A 20,063-nucleotide genomic window follows, 5' to 3' on the forward strand; every position below is an offset into this window, starting at 1 on the left:
CCATGCTGCCACGACGAGCCCCCCCGGGTGCCGCAGCGAACGTCGCAGCGGCCCGAGCAGTCCCGGCGGCGACAGAGAGCAAACCCACCCGGGGAAGTCAAGCCAATTCATCGAATTTCCTTGCACCGGGCACGAATGTGTGCATTGCCGATTCGCGGACCGTGGGCGCCTCGCGGAATCCGCGCGTATTGGGGGAGAACATCGTTCCGTCGGGCGAGACGATGCTAGGTTGCCGCCCATGACGGAGTTTCGTCGTTTTCGCGGCACGATTGGTTATCTGACGAACGAAGCCCTCGAGGCCGCGGTGAACTGCGCCCTCGCGCTCGAACGCCCCTTGCTCGTGAAGGGCGAGCCGGGCACGGGCAAGACCCTGCTCGCCGAGGCAATCGCCCAGACGCTCGAGACCGAGCTCATCCCGTGGCACGTGAAGAGCACCACCCGGGCGCAGGACGGGCTTTACGTGTACGACACCGTCCAGCGCCTCTACGACTCGCGCTTTGGCGACGGCGACGTGCGCGACATCCGCCGCTACATCAAGCTCGGCCCCCTCGGCCGCGCGCTCGCCTCGGACAAACGGGTCGTCCTGCTCATCGACGAGATCGACAAGGCCGACCTCGAGTTCCCGAACGACCTCTTGCACGAGATCGATCGCATGCGTTTCCGCGTGACCGAGACGGGCGACGAGTACGTCGCGAAGGAGCGCCCCGTCGTCGTGATCACGAGCAACAACGAGAAAGAGCTTCCGGACGCGTTCCTGCGCCGCTGCGTCTTTCACTTCATCGATTTCCCCGACCGCGAGTTCATGCGGCAGATCGTGAGCGTCCACCACCCGGAGCTCGCGCGGACGCTCGTCGATCAGGTCCTCTCGGTCTTCTACGAGATTCGCAACATGTCGCGGCTCCGCAAGCGCCCGTCCACGAGTGAGCTCATCGACTGGATCGCCGCGCTCCGCAAAGCGGGCCTCGACGAGGTGAAGCTCGAACAGGCGCTGCCCTTCCTCGGCGCGCTGCTCAAGAAAGAGCAGGATCTCGTCGCGTACGCCGATCAGCTCGCGGGCGGCCGCAAATATCGCTCCTGACGCACCGCATCCTGGATCTTCGTTTCCCCACGGTGGGGCCTCGAAGATCCAGGCCTTTTGCCCCACCCTCCCCCCGAATTCACGCAATGACACGGTAGCCGTACGGCCTGGCTGCGTCTTTTTGTCGTCCGAGGGGTGGCACGACGAATGCAATGATGCCTGGTCGGCTCCCCTCCAAAGTCCGGCACGAAGATGCTTGACGCCGGGGTGGAAACGAGGGAAAGCCGAAAGACCGAACGCGGGGGTTTTCGGATCTCCGGGCTCGGCTGGGAGACCGTCATCTGCCAGCGCGCAATAAGGCGTAGACTGAGTCCAGGGGACGGCACGACCAAACGGAAGAGGTTAGCACCATGGCTCTCAATGCGTATCTCCGGTTGAAGGGGCAGAAGCAGGGCGAGATCAAGGGTTCCGTGACCCAGAAGGGTCGCGAGAACAGCATCATGGTCATCGCGGTCTCGCACGAGATCATGAGCCCCCGTGACCCGGCGAGCGGCCTGCCGACGGGCAAGCGCATGCACAAGCCCTTCATCGTGACGAAGGAGCTCGATAAGGCGTCGCCGCTGCTCTACAGCGCGCTCGTGTACAACGAGAACATCTCGGAGTGGGAGCTCAAGCACTACACGCCGCAGGTGAAGGCGCAGCAGGGCGTGGGCACCGAGGTGAACCACTACACGGTGCGCCTGATCAACGCGAACATCGCGTCGATCAACTTCCGCATGCCGAACAACCGGAACCCCGATCTCATGAAGTACGCCGAGTACGAGGAGATCGCGTTCACGTACCAGAAGATCATCTGGACGTGGACCGAGGGCGGCATCACGGCCGAGGACGACTGGGAGACGCCCGTGTGATGTTGGGCTAACGCCCAGCGAAATCAGCCGGGCGGCCTTCGGGTCGCCCGGTTTCGTTTTGTGCGCCTCGGAAAAACCTCGGAGGCCCACCGCCTCCTTCGAGGTTCCGCGCGGGTTGAAATCATCACGATGGTTCGCTAAGGCGTCGCCCGTGTTCTCCGGTGCGCGCGTCGCCGTGGTGATCCCGGCTTTCCGGGAAGAGGATCGAATCGCAGATACGGTGCGGTCCGTGCCTTCGTTCGTGGACCACATCGTCGTGGTCGACGACGCGAGCGACGACGCCACCTCGGCCGCCGCGCGCGCCGCGGGAGACGGGCGCCTCGTGCTCGTGCGGCACGCGGAGAACCGCGGCGTCGGCGCGGCCATCCTGACCGGGTATCGCGAGGCGCGAGCGCTCGGAGCCGACGTCGCGGCCGTGATGGCGGGCGACGGGCAGATGGATCCGCTCGACCTGCCTGACGTCGTCGGGCCCGTGGCGCGGAACGAAGCCGATTACGTCAAAGGCGACCGATTGCGCCATCCCGCCGTCTGGAAGGACATGCCGCTCCACCGGCTGCTCGGCACCTCGGCGCTCGCGTGGATGACGCGGCACGCGGCCGGGCTTTCGTCGCTCTCCGATAGCCAGTGCGGGTATACCGCGATCGGCGCGGCGGCGATCGATTGCCTGCTCCGCGAGGGAATGTGGGGGCGATATGGATACCCGAACGATTTGCTCGGCACGCTCGCCCGGCACGGGCATCGCATTCACGAAGTCGCGGTGAAACCCGTCTACCGCGGCGAAGCGAGCGGGCTCCGGCCGTGGCACGTGTTCACGATTGGCTACGTGGTCGGGCGGGTCGCGTATCGGCGCATCGCGACGCGATGACGGCTGCACGATTGCGGGGTTCAGCGCGGGGACGGCGTCCGGGACGCGCCGTCTCCGTCCGCTCGCCGGAGAATCCTCCTCTCCCGAACAACCCGTTTCTCCGCGTGGTCATCGAACTGCCCGCCTCACGAGAGCCGGGGTACTTCACCGACGTACGCCTCATCTAGGGGCTAACGTTCGGCCCCGTCCGCGGCTAGCGTGGCGGCGTGGCGAGGACGGATTCGACCAGGAAAAAGGAGCAGGAGCCTTTGACCAAGAGCAGCGGACGCAAGCTCTTCGGGACGGATGGAGTTCGTGGGACCGCAAACGAACCGCCCATGACGCCCGAGATGGCTTTGCGACTCGGACGCGCCATCGCGTTCGTCGCGCGGCGCGGCAAGGGCCGCAAGGTGCGCGTCGTCATCGGCAAGGACACGCGCCTCAGCGGCTACATGTTCGAGACCGCGCTCGCCTCGGGCATCTGCGCGATGGGCGGTCACGTCATGCTGAGCGGCCCGATCCCCACGCCGGCCGTCGCGCAGCTCACCCGCAGCATGCGCGCCGACGCGGGCGTCGTGATCAGCGCCAGCCACAACCCGTACGGCGACAACGGCATCAAGATCTTCGGCCCCGACGGCTTCAAGCTGCCCGACGCCGAGGAGGCCGAGATCGAGCGGCTCATGGAGGGCGGCGAGCTCGACGCGCTCCGCGTGACGGGCGCCGCCATCGGCGACGCCATGCGGCTCGAAGACGCGCGCGGGCGGTACGTCGTCTTCTGCAAGAACACCTTCCCCGCGCAGCTCTCGCTCGACGGCGTCAAGCTCGTCTGCGACGCCGCGCACGGCGCCGCGTACAAGGTCGCTCCGCTCGTCTTCGGCGAGCTCGGCGCGGACGTCGTCGCGCTCGGCGTGAAGCCGAACGGACGCAACATCAACCGCGACTGCGGCGCCTTGCACCCCGACCACGTGGCCTCCGAGGTCGTGCGCAAGGGCGCCTCGCTCGGCATCGCGCTCGACGGCGACGCCGACCGCGTGATCATGGTCGACGAGAAGGGCCAGATCGTCGACGGCGACGCGATCATGGCGCTCGTCGCGCTGCGCCTGCTCCGCCAGGGCAAGCTGCCGGGCGGCACCGTGGTCAGCACGGTCATGTCGAACCTCGGCCTCGAACGCGCGCTCGCGGCCGAGGGCGGCCGCGTCGAGCGCACCGCGGTCGGCGACCGGTACGTCGTCGAGGCCATGCGCGCCGGCGGCTACAGCTTCGGCGGCGAACAATCCGGGCACCTCATCTTCCTCGACCACGCGACCACGGGCGACGGCATCGTGGCGGCGCTGCAGGTCCTCGCGATCATGCTGGAGTCGGGCAAGCCGCTCTCGGAGCTCGCCTCGAAGGCGATGCAGCGCGTGCCGCAGGTGCTGGAGAACGCCACGTTCGTGCGGCGCATGCCGCTCGAGTCGATGCAGACGATGCGGCTCGTCGTCGACCGCGTGGAGAAGATCCTCGGCGGCAAGGGCCGCGTGCTCGTCCGCTGGAGCGGCACGGAGCCGAAGCTCCGCGTGATGGTCGAGGGCGAGGACGAGGCGCAGATCGCGAAGTACGCCCAAGAGATCGTCGAGGCCGCGAAGAGTGACGTGTCGAGCGTCGCGGCGGGGTAAATTCCGCGCGTGCTCCTCCTGCTCGACGTGGTGACGCGCGCCGCGCGCCTTTTCTTGCTCGCGCTCGCGCCACCGCTGCTCTCGCCCGAGCCCTCGCCTCCCGGAAACCCGGTCGTCGGGGCCATTCTGGCCGTCCTTCTCCTCGGCGCCGTGCTCTACGGCGCTCTGCGGCTTCGCGCGTGGGGCGCGACTCCGCGCGGGTTCGCGTGGAGCGCGGCGTTCGCGTGGGTCTCCGTCGCGGCCGCGCTCGGCGCCGCGCTCTACTTCCGCGAGGGCCGCGCGCCGCTCGGCCAGGGCGTCGTGTTCGTCGCGGTCCCGGCCTGGGCCTCGATGGCCCTCGCGGCCTCGACGCTCGCGGGAAACAAGCTCCCGCGCGCGCGCCATGCGCGGCACTTCGCGGCGCTCTTCGTGCTCACGCTCGGCGCGCTCGCCTTCGCGTCCGCGTCGTCCTGGCTCGCGTCGCCCACGCAGATGTGGTGGGAAGCGCTGCGCCGCGACGGTGAGCATCCGCGCGCGATCGGCGAGCTCACGCGGAGGCCGCTCGGCGCGCGGGATTTTCTCGCGGCGCGCGCCGTCGCGGACGAGTGCTTGCGGCTGCACCCCGGGAGCTGCCGCTGCCAGGGCGAGCGCGCCGAGATCGCGATCCGCGCGCGCGACTTCGTGCAAGCGGAAGGCCTCGCGCGCGCTGCGCACGAAAAATGCCCCGGCGACGCCGATCTGCGCGCGCTCCACGCCGAGGCGCTCGGTTTGAGCGGACAAGGGATGCGGGCCGAGGAGGAGGCCCGGCGCGCCCTCGCCCTCGGCGGCGCCGAGGCGCGGCTCCGGTACGCGCTCGCGCTCGCGCTCGCGGGCCAGGGCAAGGACGCCGAGGCGATGCGGGAAGCGAAGCGCGCAGTCGAGCTCGGCGCCGGCCGGAGCGCCGCGCTCTTCGTCGGCTCCTCCGCGCTCGTGAAGGGCGATCTCGACGAGGCCGCCCGGGTGCTCGCCCCGCTCGTCGCCGCCGATCCGGGCGACGCCGAGGCGCAGTACGACCTCGGCCTCGTGGCCGATCGCCGCGGCGACTACAACGCCGCGCGCTCGGCATACCTCGGGGCCCTGCGGGCGGACCCTTCGTTCGCGGACGCGCGCTACAACCTCGCGCTCCTCACGTTCCGCCGCGGCGTCGTCGACGAGGCCAAGCACCACGCGCAGAAGCTCCGCGAGGCGCATCCCGAGGACTCGCGCGGCCCCGAGCTCGCCCGGTCGTTGGGCCTCAAATAGTTGGCGCTCAAGGCTTCTGCGCGAGGCGCGCGCGCACGGCTTCAGCGGTCTTCGTGTCGCCGATGCCCTCGGCCATGCCGAGCATCTTCGTCCAGAGCGGCCGCGCCTCGGCCGGCCTGCCGGCCTGATCGAGCGCCGTCGCGAGCTGGAACGTCGCGCCGTAGTGATCCGGGTGGTGCGTGAGCACGGCGCGGAAATGCGCCGCCGCGGCCTCGGGATCCTTCTGCTGGTAGAGCGCTTCGAGCCCGAGCCGCATCGAGGTTTCCGGATCGTTCATCGTCGGCGTACCGACGCGCGCGTCGATCGCGGTCAAACGCGCGCGGGCGTGTTCGGCCGTCTTCGTGTCGCCGATCCCGTCGGCCATCGTCGCCATCTTCGCCCAGAGCGGCCGTGCCCCGCGGGGATCGCCGGTCAGTTCGAGCGCCGTCGCGAGCTGGTACGTCGCGCCGTAATGATCGGGGTTCTGCGCGAGGACCTCGCGAAACCGCGCCGCCGCGAGGACGGGATCGTTCCGCGTGTAGAGCGCTTCGAGCCCGAGCGTCATCGGATCTGCCTGCACGGCGACGCTTCGCGTGGGGACGACGCGCGGGTTCGCGGGCCCGATCGCGAGGCCCACGCCGCCCGGTTTTCCGAGGGGAACCGGGCTCGAAGCCTTCCAGGCGATGACGACCGAGAGCGCGGCGACCACGACGGCGCCGATCCAGAAGGTCACGAAGCTCGACCCGCCGGCCTCTTTCGGCGCGCGCGCGGCGGCCTTCTCGTCCCTGCGTTCTGCGTTGGTTTCCGGTTCCGTCACGGCGACCTTCCTCCGGACGACGACCCCCACGAGCAGGGCCCCGAGCGCCGCGAAAAAGACGAGCGGCGAGACGCTCGAGCCCGCGCGCGCGGCGGGACCGGGCAGGGCGCCGAGCGCGCGGAGGACGTCGTTCGTGGTGGGATCATAGGTGCGAAAGGTGATGAACGTCTCGTGGAACAGGGCGAGCTCGAGCACGGCCGAGGGGAGCAGCCAGGCCGCGGCGAACCCGGCCCCGCGCGCGCGCCCGGCCCAGGGGAACGTCACGAGCGCCCACGCGGCGAGCAGGCGGAGGATCGGATCCGCGACCACGAGGAAACGCAGGTTCTTGGGCAGGACCGCGAACGCGGCGAGGGAGACCAGCAAGAAGGACGCGAGCCAGAGCGCGCCGCGGTTCTCGCGGGGACGCTCGGACAGACGCGCGAGCGCGAAGGTCCCGAGGACGCAGACGATCGGCGCGAGCACGAAGAGGTCGAAGAGGGGTCGGTGCGGCGGGCCGCTCTGGAACTGGATGCCGTAGTCGTCGAGGAACGAGGCCCGCGTGAGGCGGACGAGGTCGAAGAAGGCCGAAGCGTCGCGGCCGAGCAGCACGAAGCCCGCGAAGAAGAGGGCCGGCGGGACCAGGAAGAGAAGCGCATCCGCGGGGCGGACGCGCGAACGGGCGGCGAGGACGGTAGCCGCCGCGAGGCCCGCGTACGGAAAGACGAACGCCTCCTTCACGGCGAACGCGAGCGTCGCGAGGAGGGCGAAGAGCGCCATCGGTCGAGCGCGCGCGCGCAGCGAATCGCGTTCGTCCTGAAAGAGCCGCACGAGCGCCCACGACGCGGCGAGGAAGACCGCGCAGTACACCTCGTCTTGCAACGCGCGGCGAGAGAGCGCGAGCTGGAGCGGCGAGGTCACGGTGAGCGCAGCGGCGACGAGCCCTGCGCGTGGCCCCACGAGGCGCGCGCCAAGCAGGTACGTGAAGACGATCGACACGACGCCCGCGATCGTCGAGAGCCACGCGAGCGCGCGGCCGTCGCACGGCGCGTCGGCGGCGCACGCGAGCGTGGTCATCGCGAAGTAGCCCCACCGGAGCGGCGTGGGGGACGCCGCGAGATCCGCGCGTTCGAGGTGCGCCGCCACGAGCCGCGGGTACGCGGACATTCCCTCGCGTGTGAGAAACTGCGTCGACGAGACGTAATACGCCTCGTCCGCGGGCGCGTACGACGCGACGTCGTTCCACGAGATCCGCAGCGCCGCCCCGAGCCCCACGACCCCGAGGAGCACGGCGTGCGTCCGGAGGAACGTCACGAGCGCCGCGCCGAACGAGCGCAGGGTCATCGCTTCGCCTTGGGAGGTTTTTCCGCGGCGGCCTCGGCCTCGGCCTTCGTTTGCGCGGCGGAGAGCGCCTCAGCCCGGCCCTTCGCCTCTCGCTGAAGATCCGCGACGAGCTGCTTTTGCGGGCCTTCGAGCGGCAGCGCGAGGAGCCGCTGGTAGCCGGCGAGCGCCTGCTCGGCGCGCCCGAGATCCTCGTTCGCCATGCCCACGCCGAGCAGCGCCGGCGGCGCGAACGGATCGACCGCGAGCACCCCTTCGAGCACGCCGAGCGCCTCGATCGACTTCTTCCGCCGCGCCAGCGTGAACCCGAGCGCGATCGACGTCCCCGCGTCCGGCCGGAGCTCCAAAGACGCCCGCAGCGCCCGCTCCGCCTCGTCGAGTTTCCCCGCGCCGAGCAGCGCCTGCCCGAGCAGCCCGAGCGCCTCCGCGCTCCGCGGATCCATCTGCACCGCGCGCTGGAGATCCGCCGCGGCCTCGGCGTGTTTGCCCTGCTGGAGGCGCGCATTCCCCAGCGCGAGCCTCGTCCCGAAGTCGTCCCCCGCCTGGAGCGCCGCCACGAACCGCTCGATCGCGCCGGGCACATCCCCTTCGGCGAGCTTGATCTTCCCGAGCCCCGCGAGCGGACCGGCCGCCCCAGGCCGCAGCGCGAGCGCCCGCTCCAGCGCGACCTTCGCCTCGGCGACGCCCTCCGGCCTCGCGGCGAGGAGCGCCCCGAGCGCCGCGTGCGCCACGTACGCATTCGGATCGGCCTTCACGGCCTCGGCGAGCTTCAGCCGCGCGCCTTCGCGGTCCCCGCGCCGCGCGAGCACGTTCCCGAGCGCGGTCAGGCACACCGCTTCGAGGCCCTTCTCCGTCCCGCGCAAAAACTCCGCCTCGTACGCCACATCTTCCAGCGCGTCCGAGGCGACCCGCGCGGGGCTCTCGGCCATGAGGGAGATCCGCGCCCGCATCTGCGCGCGTTGCACGCGCGGATCGTGCGGTGCGAGCTCGTGGGCGTGGGCGTACGCGGCGAGGGCCTCCCCGTACCGACCCTCCGCGAGCGCGCGATCGCCCCGGTCGAGGTGCGTCACCGCGAGGTCGGGGAGCGCGTCGCACCCCACGGCGAGCGCCACGACCAGCAGGAGGGGCCGCAAGACGGCTTGGCAAGCCGCGGCGCGAGCGGCGGTTCGGCGATCCATCGGCATGCCGTTGTACTCCGCCGGGTCGCCCTCGCGAAAGCATCGCGTCTGCCACGCAGCTTGACAGCCCACGCATGGTCAGGGTTTTCTGCGTCTATGCGCCTCGATCGCCGCCTGGGGCGGACTCGGTCGATCCTGGCCGGGGCCGCGTTTTTCCTGCTCGCGTGTCCGTCCCTCGCACAGGAGACGAGCGCGACCGGCGCGCTCGAGCGCTTCCAGCCCTCCGTCGCAGGCGACGCCCTCTTCGGCGTCCCCTCCCCGGGCGTGGGCGGACACCTCGTGCCCCGCGCCAAAGCAGTCATCGATTTCGGCCTGAGCCCGCTCTCGGTCCGGGAAGGCGACGTCCGCCACACCATCGTCTCGCAGCAGACGTTCCTCCACGTGAACGCCTCGTTCGCGCTCTGGGATCGGCTGCTCGTCTCGCTCGACATGCCCTTCGCGCTCGCGCAAGGCGGCGACAGCCCCACGGTCATCGGCGCGCAGTTCACCTCGCCGCAATCGGCCGAGGTCGGCGACCTGCGCATCGGCGCGCGCGTGCGGCTCTTCGGCGAGGATCGCGGCGCCTTCCAGGTCGGCCTCGGCGGTTATCTCTACACGCCCACCGGCCCGGCCGGGTACGCAGCCGAAGGCGCCGTCCGCGGCGAGCCCCACGTCGTCCTGGGTGGCCGCGTCGATCGGTTCCTGTACAGCGTCTCGGTCGGCACGACGCTGCGCGCCTCGGCCCGCCCGCACACGTTCGATACACGCGCCGGCGCGGCCGTGGTCTTCGGCCAGGATTTCTTCCAGATCGGCCCCGAGCTCTCGCTGTCGACGCCCTTCGCGCGGGAAGTCATCACCGACACGCCCGACACGCGCATCACCGTCGCGTCACCGGTCGCAGCCGAGCTCCTCCTCGGCGCCAAGCTCCGCCCGCTGCCCTTCCTGGTCGTCGGCGCCGGCGCAGGACCAGGCCTCACGCAGGGCTATGGAACGCCCGTCTTCTCCGCGGTCGGCAGCATCGGCTACGAGCCGCAAGCAGCCCCGGCCGACAAGGACACGGACGGCGACGACATCCCGGACAAACACGACGCCTGCCGCGACACGCCGGGCCCGTCGAACGAGGATCCCAAGAAAAACGGCTGCCCGGTCGACACCGACGGCGACACCATCGCAGACAAACAAGACGCCTGCCCGCGCGAGCCCGGCCCAAAGAACGACGATCCCAGGAAAAACGGCTGCCCGCCCGACACCGACAACGACTTCATCGTCGATCCGAAGGACGCCTGCCCGACCGAGTCAGGCCCAAAGAACGACGACCCCAAGAAAAACGGCTGCCCGCCCGACACCGACAACGACAGCATTCGCGACGTCGTCGACGCCTGTCCGAAGGATCCCGGCGTAGCGAACGAGGACCCGAAGAAGAACGGCTGCCCGCCCGATCGCGACGCAGACACGGTCCCCGACAAGACGGACGCATGCCCGGACGTGCCCGGAAAACCCGACGAGGAAGCCGCGCTGAACGGCTGCCCGAAGGTCGAGGTCACGCACAGAGAGATCGTCATCCGGCGTCAAATCCGCTTCCGTTTCGGGCAATCGAGCCAATACCAGACAGTGGATCCGATGAGCGACGACCTCCTGCACGAGGTCCGCGACGCAATCCTCCAGCACCCCGAGATCGAGCTGATCGAGGTCCAGGGCCACGCCGACGCAATGGGCGCCGACGAGTACAACCAGATCCTCTCGCAGAGCCGCGCCGACTCGGTGCGCACCTGGCTCATCAAGCGCGGCATCCCCCCCGAGAAGCTCGTGGCCAAAGGCTACGGCGCGTCCGTGCCCGTCGACTCGAACGAGTCAAAGGAAGGCCGCCAGCAGAATCGACGCGCAAACTTCGTGATCATCAAGAAACGAGAGCCTTGAACCTCGCCCGAGGCCAGCTCTACAATCGACGCATGGCTTCCCTCGCGCGTCTCTCGGTCGGATCCCTCGCGATCTTCGCGGTGCTGGGCGCACTGGGCTGCGACGCAGGCGGGACGCTCGAGGTCGAGAACCAGGGCGGCCACACGCCACCCATCGCAGCCAACGGCCTCCCCGGGACAGAGATCGTCGCCGCCGGCACGCAAGCGCGAAACAGCAAGTACAAGCTCATCTACACGATGGGCCAGCCAACCCCGCAGAGCGTGCAGAAGCTGCCCGAAGGCAAACGCCTGAACGGCGGCATGCCCGGCGTCACGCAAGCGCCCTGAGGGGCCGCTGCGCTGGGGCCGCTGCACTGGGGCTTTGCCCCAGACCCCACCGGGGCTGTCCGCCCCTGGACCCGGACCAGCGCAAGCGCTGGACTCGGGGTCGATGAACTGCGCGATGCGCAGTTCATCGAACAGGCCAGGTCAAGACCATAGGCGATCCTGCCCGCCACGACGGTTCGACCGGCAACGCCCGTCGACGCGTGAGACGACCTCCACGGTCTTGCCACCGGCCCGTTGGAAGAACTGCGCGGAGCGCAGTTCTTCCACCCCCGGTCCAGGCCGCGCCTGGTTCGGGTCGAGGGGCGAACAGCCCCCGCGGGGACCGGGGCAGCGCCCCGGCGCGGCGCCCCCCGATGAGACCGCTTTATCGCCCGTTGCGCATGAGCGGCAGCAGCGCTTGCAGCCACGTGTGCGACGGATCCGCGGCTGCGCTCGGGCCCATCGTGCTCGGGTTATCGATGCGCGTGGGGCTTGATGCGAGCGGTTCCGGCGCGATGCCGAAGCGTAGATCTGCGTAATGGGAGAGGCGGCCGCTTGGCGTGATTTCGTCTGCGCGGTTGCAGACGACGTGCCACTGGAAGGGCATGTTGGAGGTCCCGCCGCCGAGCTCCACCACGTCGAAGCCTGTTGCGGTCTTGTTCTTTACGACCACGCCGCGCGTTTGATCGTTTTCTTCGAGCTGGATGAACACGCGGAGGGGGTGCCGCTCGTCGACTTGGACGTTGGACGTGAAGATTGGGTCGAGCTCGACGTGGGCGAAGCCGTGGTCGAGCTTCGCCTCGCCGTAGTCTTCGAAGAGGACCTCTGGCGCTTCGGGGGCGTAGAGGGTCACGCGGCGCTGGCCTGTGGCGTCGGTTGGGTCTTGGACGGTGGTCGAGACGGTGCCGATGCCCTGGATCTTGAAGTTCGTGAGGCCGTCCCAGAAGTTCACGCGGACGATGTCGCCGAAGTTGTCGGTGTACTCGGCTTGCGCGACGCCTGAGGAGAGGTTCCTCGAGTAGGTGCCTGTCGTCTGGCCGGTGAATGAGCCGCCGGAGCCGGCGACGAGGATGAAGCCGCCGACGTTCTGGCCTGCGCCGTGGATGGCGGTGCCGCTCGTGTTGTTGTTGTCGCCGTACACGCCTGCGAGGGCGCTCTGGTTCGTCATGCCGTACACGCCGGCACCACCGCCGGTGTTGGCCGCCGCCGTGTTTATGCCGACGATCGCTGTGCCGCCGGTGCTCGTGTTCTCGGCGAAGAGCGTGCGGACCGTGCTCGCCGAGGTGGCGTGGAACGGGGAGTTCGGGGCGGTGGTGCCGAGGCCGACGTTGGTGCCGTCGTCGAAGAGGCGCGAGTTGCCGCCCGTCGTGGCGCTCGTGAACTTGACGATGAAGTTCGTCGTGCCGTTGATGTTTGCCGAGCCGGCCGGGCCTTGCGGACCCTGCGCGCCCGTCGGGCCAACCGGGCCCTGCACACCCTGGATGCCTTGCGGACCCTGCGCGCCCGTCGGGCCAACCGGGCCCTGCACACCCTGGATGCCTTGCGGACCTTGCGGACCCACCGCACCCGTTGCGCCGATCGGCCCCTGCGGACCCACGGCGCCCGTCGGGCCGACCGGACCCTGCACACCCTGGATGCCTTGCGGACCCTGCGGACCCACGGCGCCCGTCGCGCCGATCGGGCCTTGCGGACCCACGGCGCCCGTCGCGCCGATCGGACCTTGCGGACCCATGGCACCTGTCGCGCCGGTGGGTCCCACCGCTCCCGCGGGACCCGTCGCACCCTGCGCGCCCATGGGTCCAACAGGCCCTGTGGGGCCTACAGCCCCCTGCGGACCCATCGCACCCGTCGGGCCCATCGGTCCGACGTCACCTTGAGGACCCGTCGCACCCTGCGCGCCCATGGGTCCAACAGGCCCGGTCGGGCCTACAGCCCCCTGCGGACCCATCGCACCCGTCGGGCCCATCGGTCCGACGTCACCTTGCGGACCCGTCGCCCCCTGCGCGCCCATGGGTCCAACAGGCCCGGTCGGGCCTACAACCCCCTGCGGACCCATCGCACCCGTCGGCCCCATGGGTCCGACGTCACCTTGCGGACCCGTCGCACCCTGCGCGCCCATGGGTCCTACCGGCCCCGTCGGCCCTACGGCCCCCTGCGGACCCATCGCACCCGTCGGGCCCATCGGACCCATCGGACCCACAGCCCCGGTCGCGCCCGTCGCGCCCACAGGCCCCATCGGCCCGATCGGACCCGCCGGACCGATCGCGCCGGTCGGCCCCATCGGACCCATCGCACCCGCCGGACCCACCGCGCCATCCGCGCCCGTCGGACCCATCGGCCCGACCGGACCCAGGGCGCCCGTCGCACCCGCCGGACCGACCGGGCCATCCGGACCTTGCGGACCTGTCGGGCCCACGAGCCCCGTCGGCGGACCGACCCACTCGCCGTTGTTGTTGATGACCTCGGTCCCGTTGATCGTGACGCTCGTCGGGTGGATGTCCCCGTTCACGTCGTTCGCGAGCAGCGCATACGGCACGCTCTGAATCGGCGCGCGCGGCAGCAGCTCCGGATCGCTCTCGATCGTGATCCCCAGGTATCGCACGGACCCATCGAACAGTTTGTCGAACGGCACGATCGAGCCGAGGGAGACCGAGTAGAACCCCTCGTCGAAGTCGACCTTGTGCTCTTCGCTCCAGAGCGGCGTCTGCGCGTTTGCCGCGTCGTAGATCGCGAACGTCACCGTGAGCGAGCCGTTGATCGGCCCGTCGTCCGCGTCGAAGAGCCGCCCCTGGTTGGTGATCGTCACGGGCACGGCCGCGCTCGCGCTCATCGCCGCCGCCGACACGCTGCCAGCAAGGAGTGCAGCCGTGAGCCACCGCCGGATCGTATGAGTCCTCATGCCAAGCGCTCCGCCGAGTCGAAAGGATCCAGAAGCCGATCCGCGAACGCGCGCTCGTGCGATCGAGCGCGCGTGGATCTCCTCTCGATCGTAAACGCCTCGCCAGAAAACAGTCAATCGCCGCGATGGCTCCGTCCACGGGGTCCTCCGAGCCAGCCGAGGACGATCACGCCGAGCAGATTCGCCGCGAGGTCACCGAGGCTGAAGGTCCGCGTCGGCGAAAATTTCTGCGCGCACTCCTCGACCGTGGCGACGAGCCCCACCACGACCGGCCCTGCCGGCAGCCCGATCCGGGGCACGCGCGCGTCGTCCGTGGCCCGCCGCGCGAGGAACGAGGCGCCGCCGAGCAGCCCGAAGTGCAGCACCTTGTCGAGGTACGGCGTCGACAGCACCGCGAGCGGCAGCCCGCGCGCGTACGCGAGGCCCGAGATGACCCCGAGCAGCGCCACGTACCCTGCCAGGGCGAGCCGCCACGCGCGGACCGAAGGATTCACGTTCCTCTCCGGATCCGTGCCCACAAACGACGAAGGGCGCCGCATCTTCTGCGGCGCCCTCATCGTCCTTCGTACCGGTGGAGCTGAGGGGAATCGAACCCCTGACCTTCTGACTGCCAGTCAGACGCTCTCCCAACTGAGCTACAGCCCCGTCGTGCTTGGGAGGCGCAGTATCTACAGCCTCCCAGCCCGTTTGTCTCCTGTTTTTTTAGCGATCCAACCTACAGCGGAGCACTTTTCTGGTGGGAGGGTCGGTCCGGACGGTCAGAAGCCCATCAACTTCGCGATGTAGTACTTCATGGTCTCGGTCGTCCCGCCGCCGATCCGGAAGAGCCGCTGGTCGCGCCAGGCGCGGGCGATCGGGAAGTCCTCGATGTAGCCCCAGCCGCCGTGGAACTGCAGACAGGCGTCCATGATGTCGCTCACCACGTCGCCCACGAGCACCTTCGCCATCGAGATGTATTTCACCGTGTCGAAGCTGACCGGCCCCTTCTTGACGTAGCGCTCGTCGTTGTAATGGTCGACGCACTTGTAAACGAAGGACTTCGCCGCCTCCGCCCGCGTGTAGAGGTCCACGAACTTGTGCTGCCAGACCTCGCGCTTGAGGATCGGCTTGCCGAACGCCACGCGCTCGCGGCCGTACGCGACCGAGTGCTCGAGCATGTAGAACCCGCCGGCGAGCGCGCTGACCGAACCGATCAGCCGCTCGCTCTGGAAGTTCTGCATCAGGTACATGAAGCCCATGTTCTCCTCGCCGAGCAGGTACCGCTTCGGCACCCGCACCTCGTCGAGGAAGAGCTCCGCCGTGTCCGAGGACTTGTTGCCGATCTTCTTCAGCTTCTTCGAGACGCTGAAGCCCGGCAGGTTCGTCGGGACCAGGAAAAACGAGCAGCCGTGCGCCCCGCGGTCGGGCGTCGTCTTCGCCAGCAGCGTCACGAAGTCGGCCCGCGTGCCGTTCGTGATGAACGTCTTTTGCCCGCTGAGCAGGTAGTCGTCGCCGTCCTTGCGCGCCGTCGTGAGGATGCCGGCCACGTCGCTGCCCGCCGCGGGCTCGCTCACGCCGAGCGAGATCACCTTGTCCCCCGCGAGCACGGGCTTCAGGAACTCCTCGATCTGCTCCTTCGTCCCGAGATCGCTGATCACCGGGGTCGCCATGTCGCTCTGCACGAGCAGGCCCATGGTCACGCCGGCCAGGCGTGAGCGCGGCAGCTCCTCCGCCTTCGCCGCGCTGAACCAGTAGTCGAGCCCCAGGCCCCCGTGCTCCTCGGGGAAATGCGCGCCCAGGATGCCGAGCTCACCGGCACGCTTGAACACCCAATTCGGGAAGCACTCGTCGTCCTCCCATTCCTCCGCGTGCGGCGCGAGCTCCTTCTCGGCGAACGCGCGGACGGTCTTCCGGAACTGCTCGTGCTCCTCGGTGAAGGGCTGCCACATGGCCACGAACTCCTCGGTTTTCGCCGGCCGCAAGGGCGCCTCCACCCCACGATTTCCCGGCGTTTCGAGAATGATTCGTACACGAAACATTCGCGAACGCAAGAGGAAGAAATGTGAGGCCGTATCCAGGCCGGGGAAGCCGAGGGAAGCGCGCGCCCCGGCTCCCAAGCTCTTTCGTCCCGAGGGGGACGCCTCGCGTCCCCCTCTCGGCCAGGCGGAGCCCGGCCGATTCACCCCCCGGAGGGAAGATCGCCATGCGATCTTCCGAGCATCGACCCTGTCGATGCTCTAGCCTCGGTCCCCCCGGATGCGGTTCCTCCTCCTCTCGCGCAACCCGAACCTCTACTCGACCAGCCGGATCGTCCTGGCGGCCCGCGCGCGTGGCCACGAGGTCACGGTCATCGACCCGCTCGACCTGCAGATCGTCGTCTCCAAGGGCCGATCGAGCCTGCTCCACGAGGGCAACCCCGTCCCTCGGTTCGACCTCGTGATCCCCCGCATCGGCGCGAGCATCACGAACTACGGCCTCGCCGTCGTGCGCCAGTTCGACCTCATGGGCGTGCCCGTGCTGAACAGCGCGGTCTCCATCGCCCGGAGCCGCGACAAGCTGCGCGCCCTGCAGCTCTTGAACCGCAAGAACATCGACGTCCCCGCGACGATCTGCGCGCGCAGCCCCGCCGGCGTCGACTCGGCCCTCGAGCTCGTGGGCTGCCCCGCCATCGTCAAGCTCCAGCAGGGCACGCAGGGCATCGGCACCATGATCGCCGAGACCCCCCAGGCCGTGCACTCGCTCCTCGAGACGCTCTGGGCCATGGGCCAGGACATCGTGCTGCAAGAGTACGTCCGCGAGTCGAAGGGCCGCGACATCCGCATCATCGTGGTCGGCGGCAAGGTCGTGGCCTCGATGCGCAGGGTCGCCAAGCCCGGCGAATTCCGCTCGAACCTGCACCGCGGCGGCAAGGGCGACAAGGTCAAGCTCCTGCCCGCCTACCGCAACGCGGCCATCCGCGCGGTCAAGGTGATGGGCCTCGAGGTCGCCGGCGTCGACATGCTCGAGTCGAAGAAGAAGCCGAAGATCCTCGAGATCAACAGCTCCCCCGGGCTCGAAGGCGTCGAGCGCGCGAGCGGCATCGACGTGGCCTCGGCCATCATCGAGCACGCCGAGAAGTACGCCGCGACGCACGGCCGCATCTCGCAGCGCGAGGTCGACCTGCGCATCACGAACGTGATCCACGACGAGCGCATGCCGCCGCCCCGGCGCATGCCGCCGATCCCCGCCCGCCTGAACGGCCGCCTGAATGGCCGCGTCCGCGGGGCGCCGACTTGAGCCTGCGGATCGAGCCCACAGGCGACGCGCTCGTCCTGACGATCGACCGACCGAAGACCCGCAACGCCCTCGACCGAGACCTCACCCGCCGCATGGCCGAGGCCGTCCGCGCGGCCGAGGCCGACCCTCGGGTCCGCGGCATCGTGCTCACGGCGACGGGCGAAGAGACGTTCGTGTCGGGCGGGGATCTCCACGAGATCAGCCGCGCCGTGCGGGAGCAGGCGGGCCCGTCCGGCGTGCTCGACATGTACGACGACCTCGTGGTCCTGGAGACGAGCGCGCTGCCCGTCGTGGCCGCGGTGCAAGGCGACGTGTACGGCGGCGGCTGCGAGCTCTTGCTCCTCTGCGACATGGTGCTCGTCGAGGCCCACGCCTCGCTCGCGTTCCGGCATTCCCGCATGGGCCTCTCGCCGGCCTGGGGCGGGCTCACGCGGCTCGTCGAGCGCGTGGGGCCGATCGAGGCGCCGCGGCTCTTGTTCTCGGCCGAGAAGATCGGCGCCGAGGAGGCCGCGCGCATCGGCCTCGTGAACGAGGTCGTGCCCAAGGGAACGTCACGCGAGCGGGCGCTCGAGCGCATCGAGCGCATCGCCGGCAGCGCCCGCAATGTGGTCGGTGCGCAGAAACGCGCGCTCATGGCGGTCCGCAACGCGATGCGCGGCGACGCCATCTCGCGCGAGCGAGCCATCTTCGCCGAGGTCTGGGCCGGCCCGGCGCATCAGGCTGCGATCGACGCGTTCTTCAAGCGACGCGGCTGATCCCCTCCCCTCGCCCGCGAGGAAGAGGGGCCGGCGCTGAGGGTTTCACGGGACGTACACGAACCCGTGCCCCGCGCGATTCACGCGCCAGCGCTTCGAGGCCGTGTCCCAGTCGAGCGACGCCACGCTCCCGCTGCCCGCGGCCGTGCCCACCTTCCGCGCGCCGCGCGGGCTCGCCGTGATCTCGTAGACCTCGCCCGCGGCGTCGACGTATCCGTGCGTCTTGCCGTCCCGCTTCGCGAAAGGCCCGCCCAGCGACGCATCCGCGGGCGTATCGATCGGCGCCTCGAGCCCGCCGCCGGGCGGGAGGTACACGAGCCGGATCTTGCCGTCCTTCGAGGTCACGATCGCGCGTGTCCCGTCCTCGAAGGCCAGGGTCGAGCGCACGCCGTCGCCCTGAAGCTCCCCGAGGATCGAGGTCTCCACGTCCGGGGCCGGCGCGCCGTGCTTCGCGCGGTGCACCATGCACGTCCCCCCGTCGCAGAACACGTACACCGTGTCCGCGTCGAGCACGCTCGCCCCGAGCATGGGCGGCTCGGCGTAGTCCGTGGAGCGCAGCGCCTCGCCCGTGCGTGGATCCCAGCGGAAGAGCGCGCGTCGCAGCGCGATGAGCACGTCCCCCGAGGGCAGGAGCGCGATGCGGATCTTGAACGAGCCCACGCTGCCCATGAGCGGCCCGAACTGCGGCCCGAGCCGCCCGTCGAGGGCCACGGCGCGCACCTGGAGATCGTCCACGGCCACGTACGCCGCGCGCTCCGCCGCGGTTTGTCCCGCGCAGCAGGCGATCTCCACGACGTTCCCGCCGAGCTCGATGGGCGCGCGGATCGTCGGGCTCCCGCGCAGGTCGTCGACGCGCCAGAGCATGTTGTCGTCCCCGCCGCCGAGCAGCACCTTCGTCACCGGATCGAAGGCGACGGCCTGCTGATCACGCATCGTGAAGAAGGACCTGCTGCTGCGCCAGCCCTCGACGAGCGGCTCCGAGCTGAAGACCTTGCGGCCCTTCGCCACGTCGGCGATCGCGAACTCGTCATCGTCGCCCGCGTACGCGATTTCGGAAGGACGATCGGGCATGGGGAAGACGTCGTTCACGTCGTCGTCCGTGTCGAACTCGGTCGTCTTGCCCGTGGCGACGTCGAGCAGGGTCACGTCGTCGCTCTCCGAGCCGGACACGACGCGCTTGCCGTCCGCGGAGAACCGGATGCGCACGGGCACGTCGATCGTGGCCGCGGCGAGCTGCTTGAGGCTCGGGTATTCGATGACACGCACGGCGCCGCCGGGGCTCGCGTACGCGAAACGTGTCCCGTCCGGCGGCGCGGTCACGTCGATCGCGCGCGTGGAGACGAGGCGCGAGCGTTTGGCGAGGGTCTTCGTGTCGTGCAGCCAGATCCCGGTCGCGCCGGCCACGACGAACGAGGAGCCATCTCCGACGGGCGCCGCGACCTCGGCCGTGTGCGGCACGAAGACCGTCTTGCCCGCCTGCGCCTGGATCGCGCCGCGGATCGGGACCCGGGGATCGAGCAGCAAGCTCGGCCGCTTCGCGTCCCCGCTGATGGGCGCTCGTTCGGCCTGCCCCGTCTCGGGCGCGAGCGGCGCGGCCGACGCCCCCTCCTCGGCCTCGCCCGCGCCGCCGCCTGCGCCGACGAGCGGCCCTGGCGGGGGCGGCGGCGACGATCCTGGCCCGGGCAGGCTCTTCATCAGCGACGTGCACAGGCCCACCGGGCACCCGCAGCACCCCGACGCGCCGAGCACGAGGGGAAACAGGACCCCGGCCGTGACACGCGCGAGGAAGGTGAAGGCTTGGGGACGCACCTCCCCATGAGAGCGAAAGGGCGGGCGCGTGGGAAGGGGCACCACGAGGAGGACGTGCCGACGGGGTTCTGACGCTCGCCGGGATTTCATGGTGAAAACTCATGATACCCCCTGAAAATGACACATTCGCCGTCAACCCAATGACGCAACGAAAGTCAGATTGCA

15 protein-coding genes and 1 tRNA gene are annotated in these 20,063 nt (G+C 69.9%); 9 read left to right on the forward strand and 7 right to left on the reverse strand.

From position 1 onward, the window contains the following. Positions 1 to 238 precede the first annotated feature (238 nt). The 5 genes from QHF85_RS26200 to QHF85_RS26220 all read left to right on the forward strand — a co-directional run bounded on the left by QHF85_RS26200 (position 239) and on the right by QHF85_RS26220 (position 5,688). On the forward strand, positions 239 to 1,078 hold the full coding sequence (locus QHF85_RS26200; RefSeq protein ID WP_281330049.1) for a MoxR family ATPase: 840 nt from the start codon (positions 239 to 241) through the stop codon (positions 1,076 to 1,078). A gap of 350 nt (positions 1,079 to 1,428) precedes the next feature. Further along, positions 1,429 to 1,929 carry an Hcp family type VI secretion system effector gene (locus QHF85_RS26205; RefSeq protein WP_281330050.1) on the forward strand — a complete coding sequence of 167 codons (501 nt, stop codon included), beginning with the start codon at positions 1,429 to 1,431 and terminating at the stop codon, positions 1,927 to 1,929. A 151-nt stretch (positions 1,930 to 2,080) separates the two neighbouring features. After that, positions 2,081 to 2,794, forward strand: coding sequence for a glycosyltransferase family 2 protein (locus QHF85_RS26210; protein WP_281330051.1), 714 nt, complete (start codon positions 2,081 to 2,083; stop codon positions 2,792 to 2,794). A 248-nt stretch (positions 2,795 to 3,042) separates the two neighbouring features. Then, positions 3,043 to 4,428 (forward strand): phosphoglucosamine mutase, encoded by a 1,386-nt coding sequence (gene glmM / locus QHF85_RS26215; RefSeq protein ID WP_348652765.1) that lies wholly within the window; start codon positions 3,043 to 3,045, stop codon positions 4,426 to 4,428. A gap of 9 nt (positions 4,429 to 4,437) precedes the next feature. Then, positions 4,438 to 5,688: a tetratricopeptide repeat protein gene (locus tag QHF85_RS26220; RefSeq protein ID WP_281330053.1), complete on the forward strand. Its 1,251-nt coding sequence runs from the start codon at positions 4,438 to 4,440 to the stop codon at positions 5,686 to 5,688. A gap of 7 nt (positions 5,689 to 5,695) precedes the next feature. Here the strand turns inward: QHF85_RS26220 and QHF85_RS26225 are convergent, their stop codons facing one another. Further along, positions 5,696 to 7,804 (reverse strand): tetratricopeptide repeat protein, encoded by a 2,109-nt coding sequence (locus QHF85_RS26225; RefSeq protein WP_281330054.1) that lies wholly within the window; start codon positions 7,802 to 7,804, stop codon positions 5,696 to 5,698. After that, complete coding sequence (locus tag QHF85_RS26230; protein WP_281330055.1) at positions 7,801 to 8,979, reverse strand: tetratricopeptide repeat protein; 1,179 nt, start codon at positions 8,977 to 8,979, stop codon at positions 7,801 to 7,803. The genes QHF85_RS26225 and QHF85_RS26230 overlap by 4 nt, the downstream gene beginning before the upstream one ends. A 96-nt stretch (positions 8,980 to 9,075) precedes the next feature. Between QHF85_RS26230 and QHF85_RS26235 the strand changes: the two genes are divergently transcribed. Together QHF85_RS26235 and QHF85_RS26240 are read left to right on the forward strand one after the other, a co-directional pair. Next, positions 9,076 to 10,875: an OmpA family protein gene (locus tag QHF85_RS26235; RefSeq protein ID WP_281330056.1), complete on the forward strand. Its 1,800-nt coding sequence runs from the start codon at positions 9,076 to 9,078 to the stop codon at positions 10,873 to 10,875. Further along, a complete protein-coding gene (locus QHF85_RS26240; RefSeq protein WP_281330057.1) occupies positions 10,872 to 11,201 on the forward strand; it encodes a hypothetical protein in 330 nt (109 codons plus the stop codon). The genes QHF85_RS26235 and QHF85_RS26240 overlap by 4 nt, the downstream gene beginning before the upstream one ends. Positions 11,202 to 11,565: 364 nt before the next feature. Here the strand turns inward: QHF85_RS26240 and QHF85_RS26245 are convergent, their stop codons facing one another. From QHF85_RS26245 to QHF85_RS26260, 4 genes are all read right to left on the reverse strand, one after another. Then, positions 11,566 to 14,079 carry a hypothetical protein gene (locus QHF85_RS26245; RefSeq protein WP_281330058.1) on the reverse strand — a complete coding sequence of 838 codons (2,514 nt, stop codon included), beginning with the start codon at positions 14,077 to 14,079 and terminating at the stop codon, positions 11,566 to 11,568. Between the two features lie 113 nt (positions 14,080 to 14,192). Beyond that, a complete protein-coding gene (locus tag QHF85_RS26250) occupies positions 14,193 to 14,573 on the reverse strand; it encodes a hypothetical protein (protein WP_281330059.1) in 381 nt (126 codons plus the stop codon). A 78-nt stretch (positions 14,574 to 14,651) separates the two neighbouring features. Further along, positions 14,652 to 14,724: transfer RNA gene (locus QHF85_RS26255), tRNA-Ala, on the reverse strand. Between the two features lie 113 nt (positions 14,725 to 14,837). Continuing rightward, the gene (locus tag QHF85_RS26260) at positions 14,838 to 16,007 is read right to left on the reverse strand and encodes an acyl-CoA dehydrogenase family protein (protein WP_348652766.1); all 1,170 of its coding nucleotides are present in this window, start codon (positions 16,005 to 16,007) and stop codon (positions 14,838 to 14,840) included. A gap of 307 nt (positions 16,008 to 16,314) precedes the next feature. Here QHF85_RS26260 and QHF85_RS26265 point away from each other — a divergent pair, with 307 nt between their 5' ends. Together QHF85_RS26265 and QHF85_RS26270 are read left to right on the forward strand one after the other, a co-directional pair. After that, positions 16,315 to 17,334 (forward strand): RimK family alpha-L-glutamate ligase, encoded by a 1,020-nt coding sequence (locus QHF85_RS26265; RefSeq protein ID WP_281330061.1) that lies wholly within the window; start codon positions 16,315 to 16,317, stop codon positions 17,332 to 17,334. Beyond that, on the forward strand, positions 17,331 to 18,089 hold the full coding sequence (locus QHF85_RS26270) for an enoyl-CoA hydratase/isomerase family protein (protein ID WP_281330062.1): 759 nt from the start codon (positions 17,331 to 17,333) through the stop codon (positions 18,087 to 18,089). The genes QHF85_RS26265 and QHF85_RS26270 overlap by 4 nt, the downstream gene beginning before the upstream one ends. A 45-nt stretch (positions 18,090 to 18,134) precedes the next feature. Here QHF85_RS26270 and QHF85_RS26275 read toward each other — a convergent pair whose 3' ends face one another. Further along, positions 18,135 to 19,898 (reverse strand): hypothetical protein, encoded by a 1,764-nt coding sequence (locus tag QHF85_RS26275; RefSeq protein WP_281330063.1) that lies wholly within the window; start codon positions 19,896 to 19,898, stop codon positions 18,135 to 18,137. Positions 19,899 to 20,063: the final 165 nt, after the last annotated feature.

The organism is Polyangium sp. 6x1 (assembly GCF_029946515.1).
Classification (GTDB): Bacteria; Myxococcota_A; Polyangia; order Polyangiales; family Polyangiaceae; genus Polyangium.

Excerpts from the sequence above, each read along its gene's own strand:
- QHF85_RS26200 (WP_281330049.1), top strand. The coding sequence starts at position 239 with ATGACGGAGTTTCGTCGTTTTCGCGGCACGATTGGTTATCTGACGAAC.
- QHF85_RS26205 (WP_281330050.1), top strand. The coding sequence starts at position 1,429 with ATGGCTCTCAATGCGTATCTCCGGTTGAAGGGGCAGAAGCAGGGCGAG.
- QHF85_RS26225 (WP_281330054.1), bottom strand. The coding sequence starts at position 7,804 with ATGACCCTGCGCTCGTTCGGCGCGGCGCTCGTGACGTTCCTCCGGACG.
- QHF85_RS26230 (WP_281330055.1), bottom strand. The coding sequence starts at position 8,979 with ATGGATCGCCGAACCGCCGCTCGCGCCGCGGCTTGCCAAGCCGTCTTG.
- QHF85_RS26235 (WP_281330056.1), top strand. The coding sequence starts at position 9,076 with ATGCGCCTCGATCGCCGCCTGGGGCGGACTCGGTCGATCCTGGCCGGG.
- QHF85_RS26245 (WP_281330058.1), bottom strand. The coding sequence starts at position 14,079 with ATGAGGACTCATACGATCCGGCGGTGGCTCACGGCTGCACTCCTTGCT.
- QHF85_RS26260 (WP_348652766.1), bottom strand. The coding sequence starts at position 16,007 with ATGTGGCAGCCCTTCACCGAGGAGCACGAGCAGTTCCGGAAGACCGTC.
- QHF85_RS26265 (WP_281330061.1), top strand. The coding sequence starts at position 16,315 with ATGCGGTTCCTCCTCCTCTCGCGCAACCCGAACCTCTACTCGACCAGC.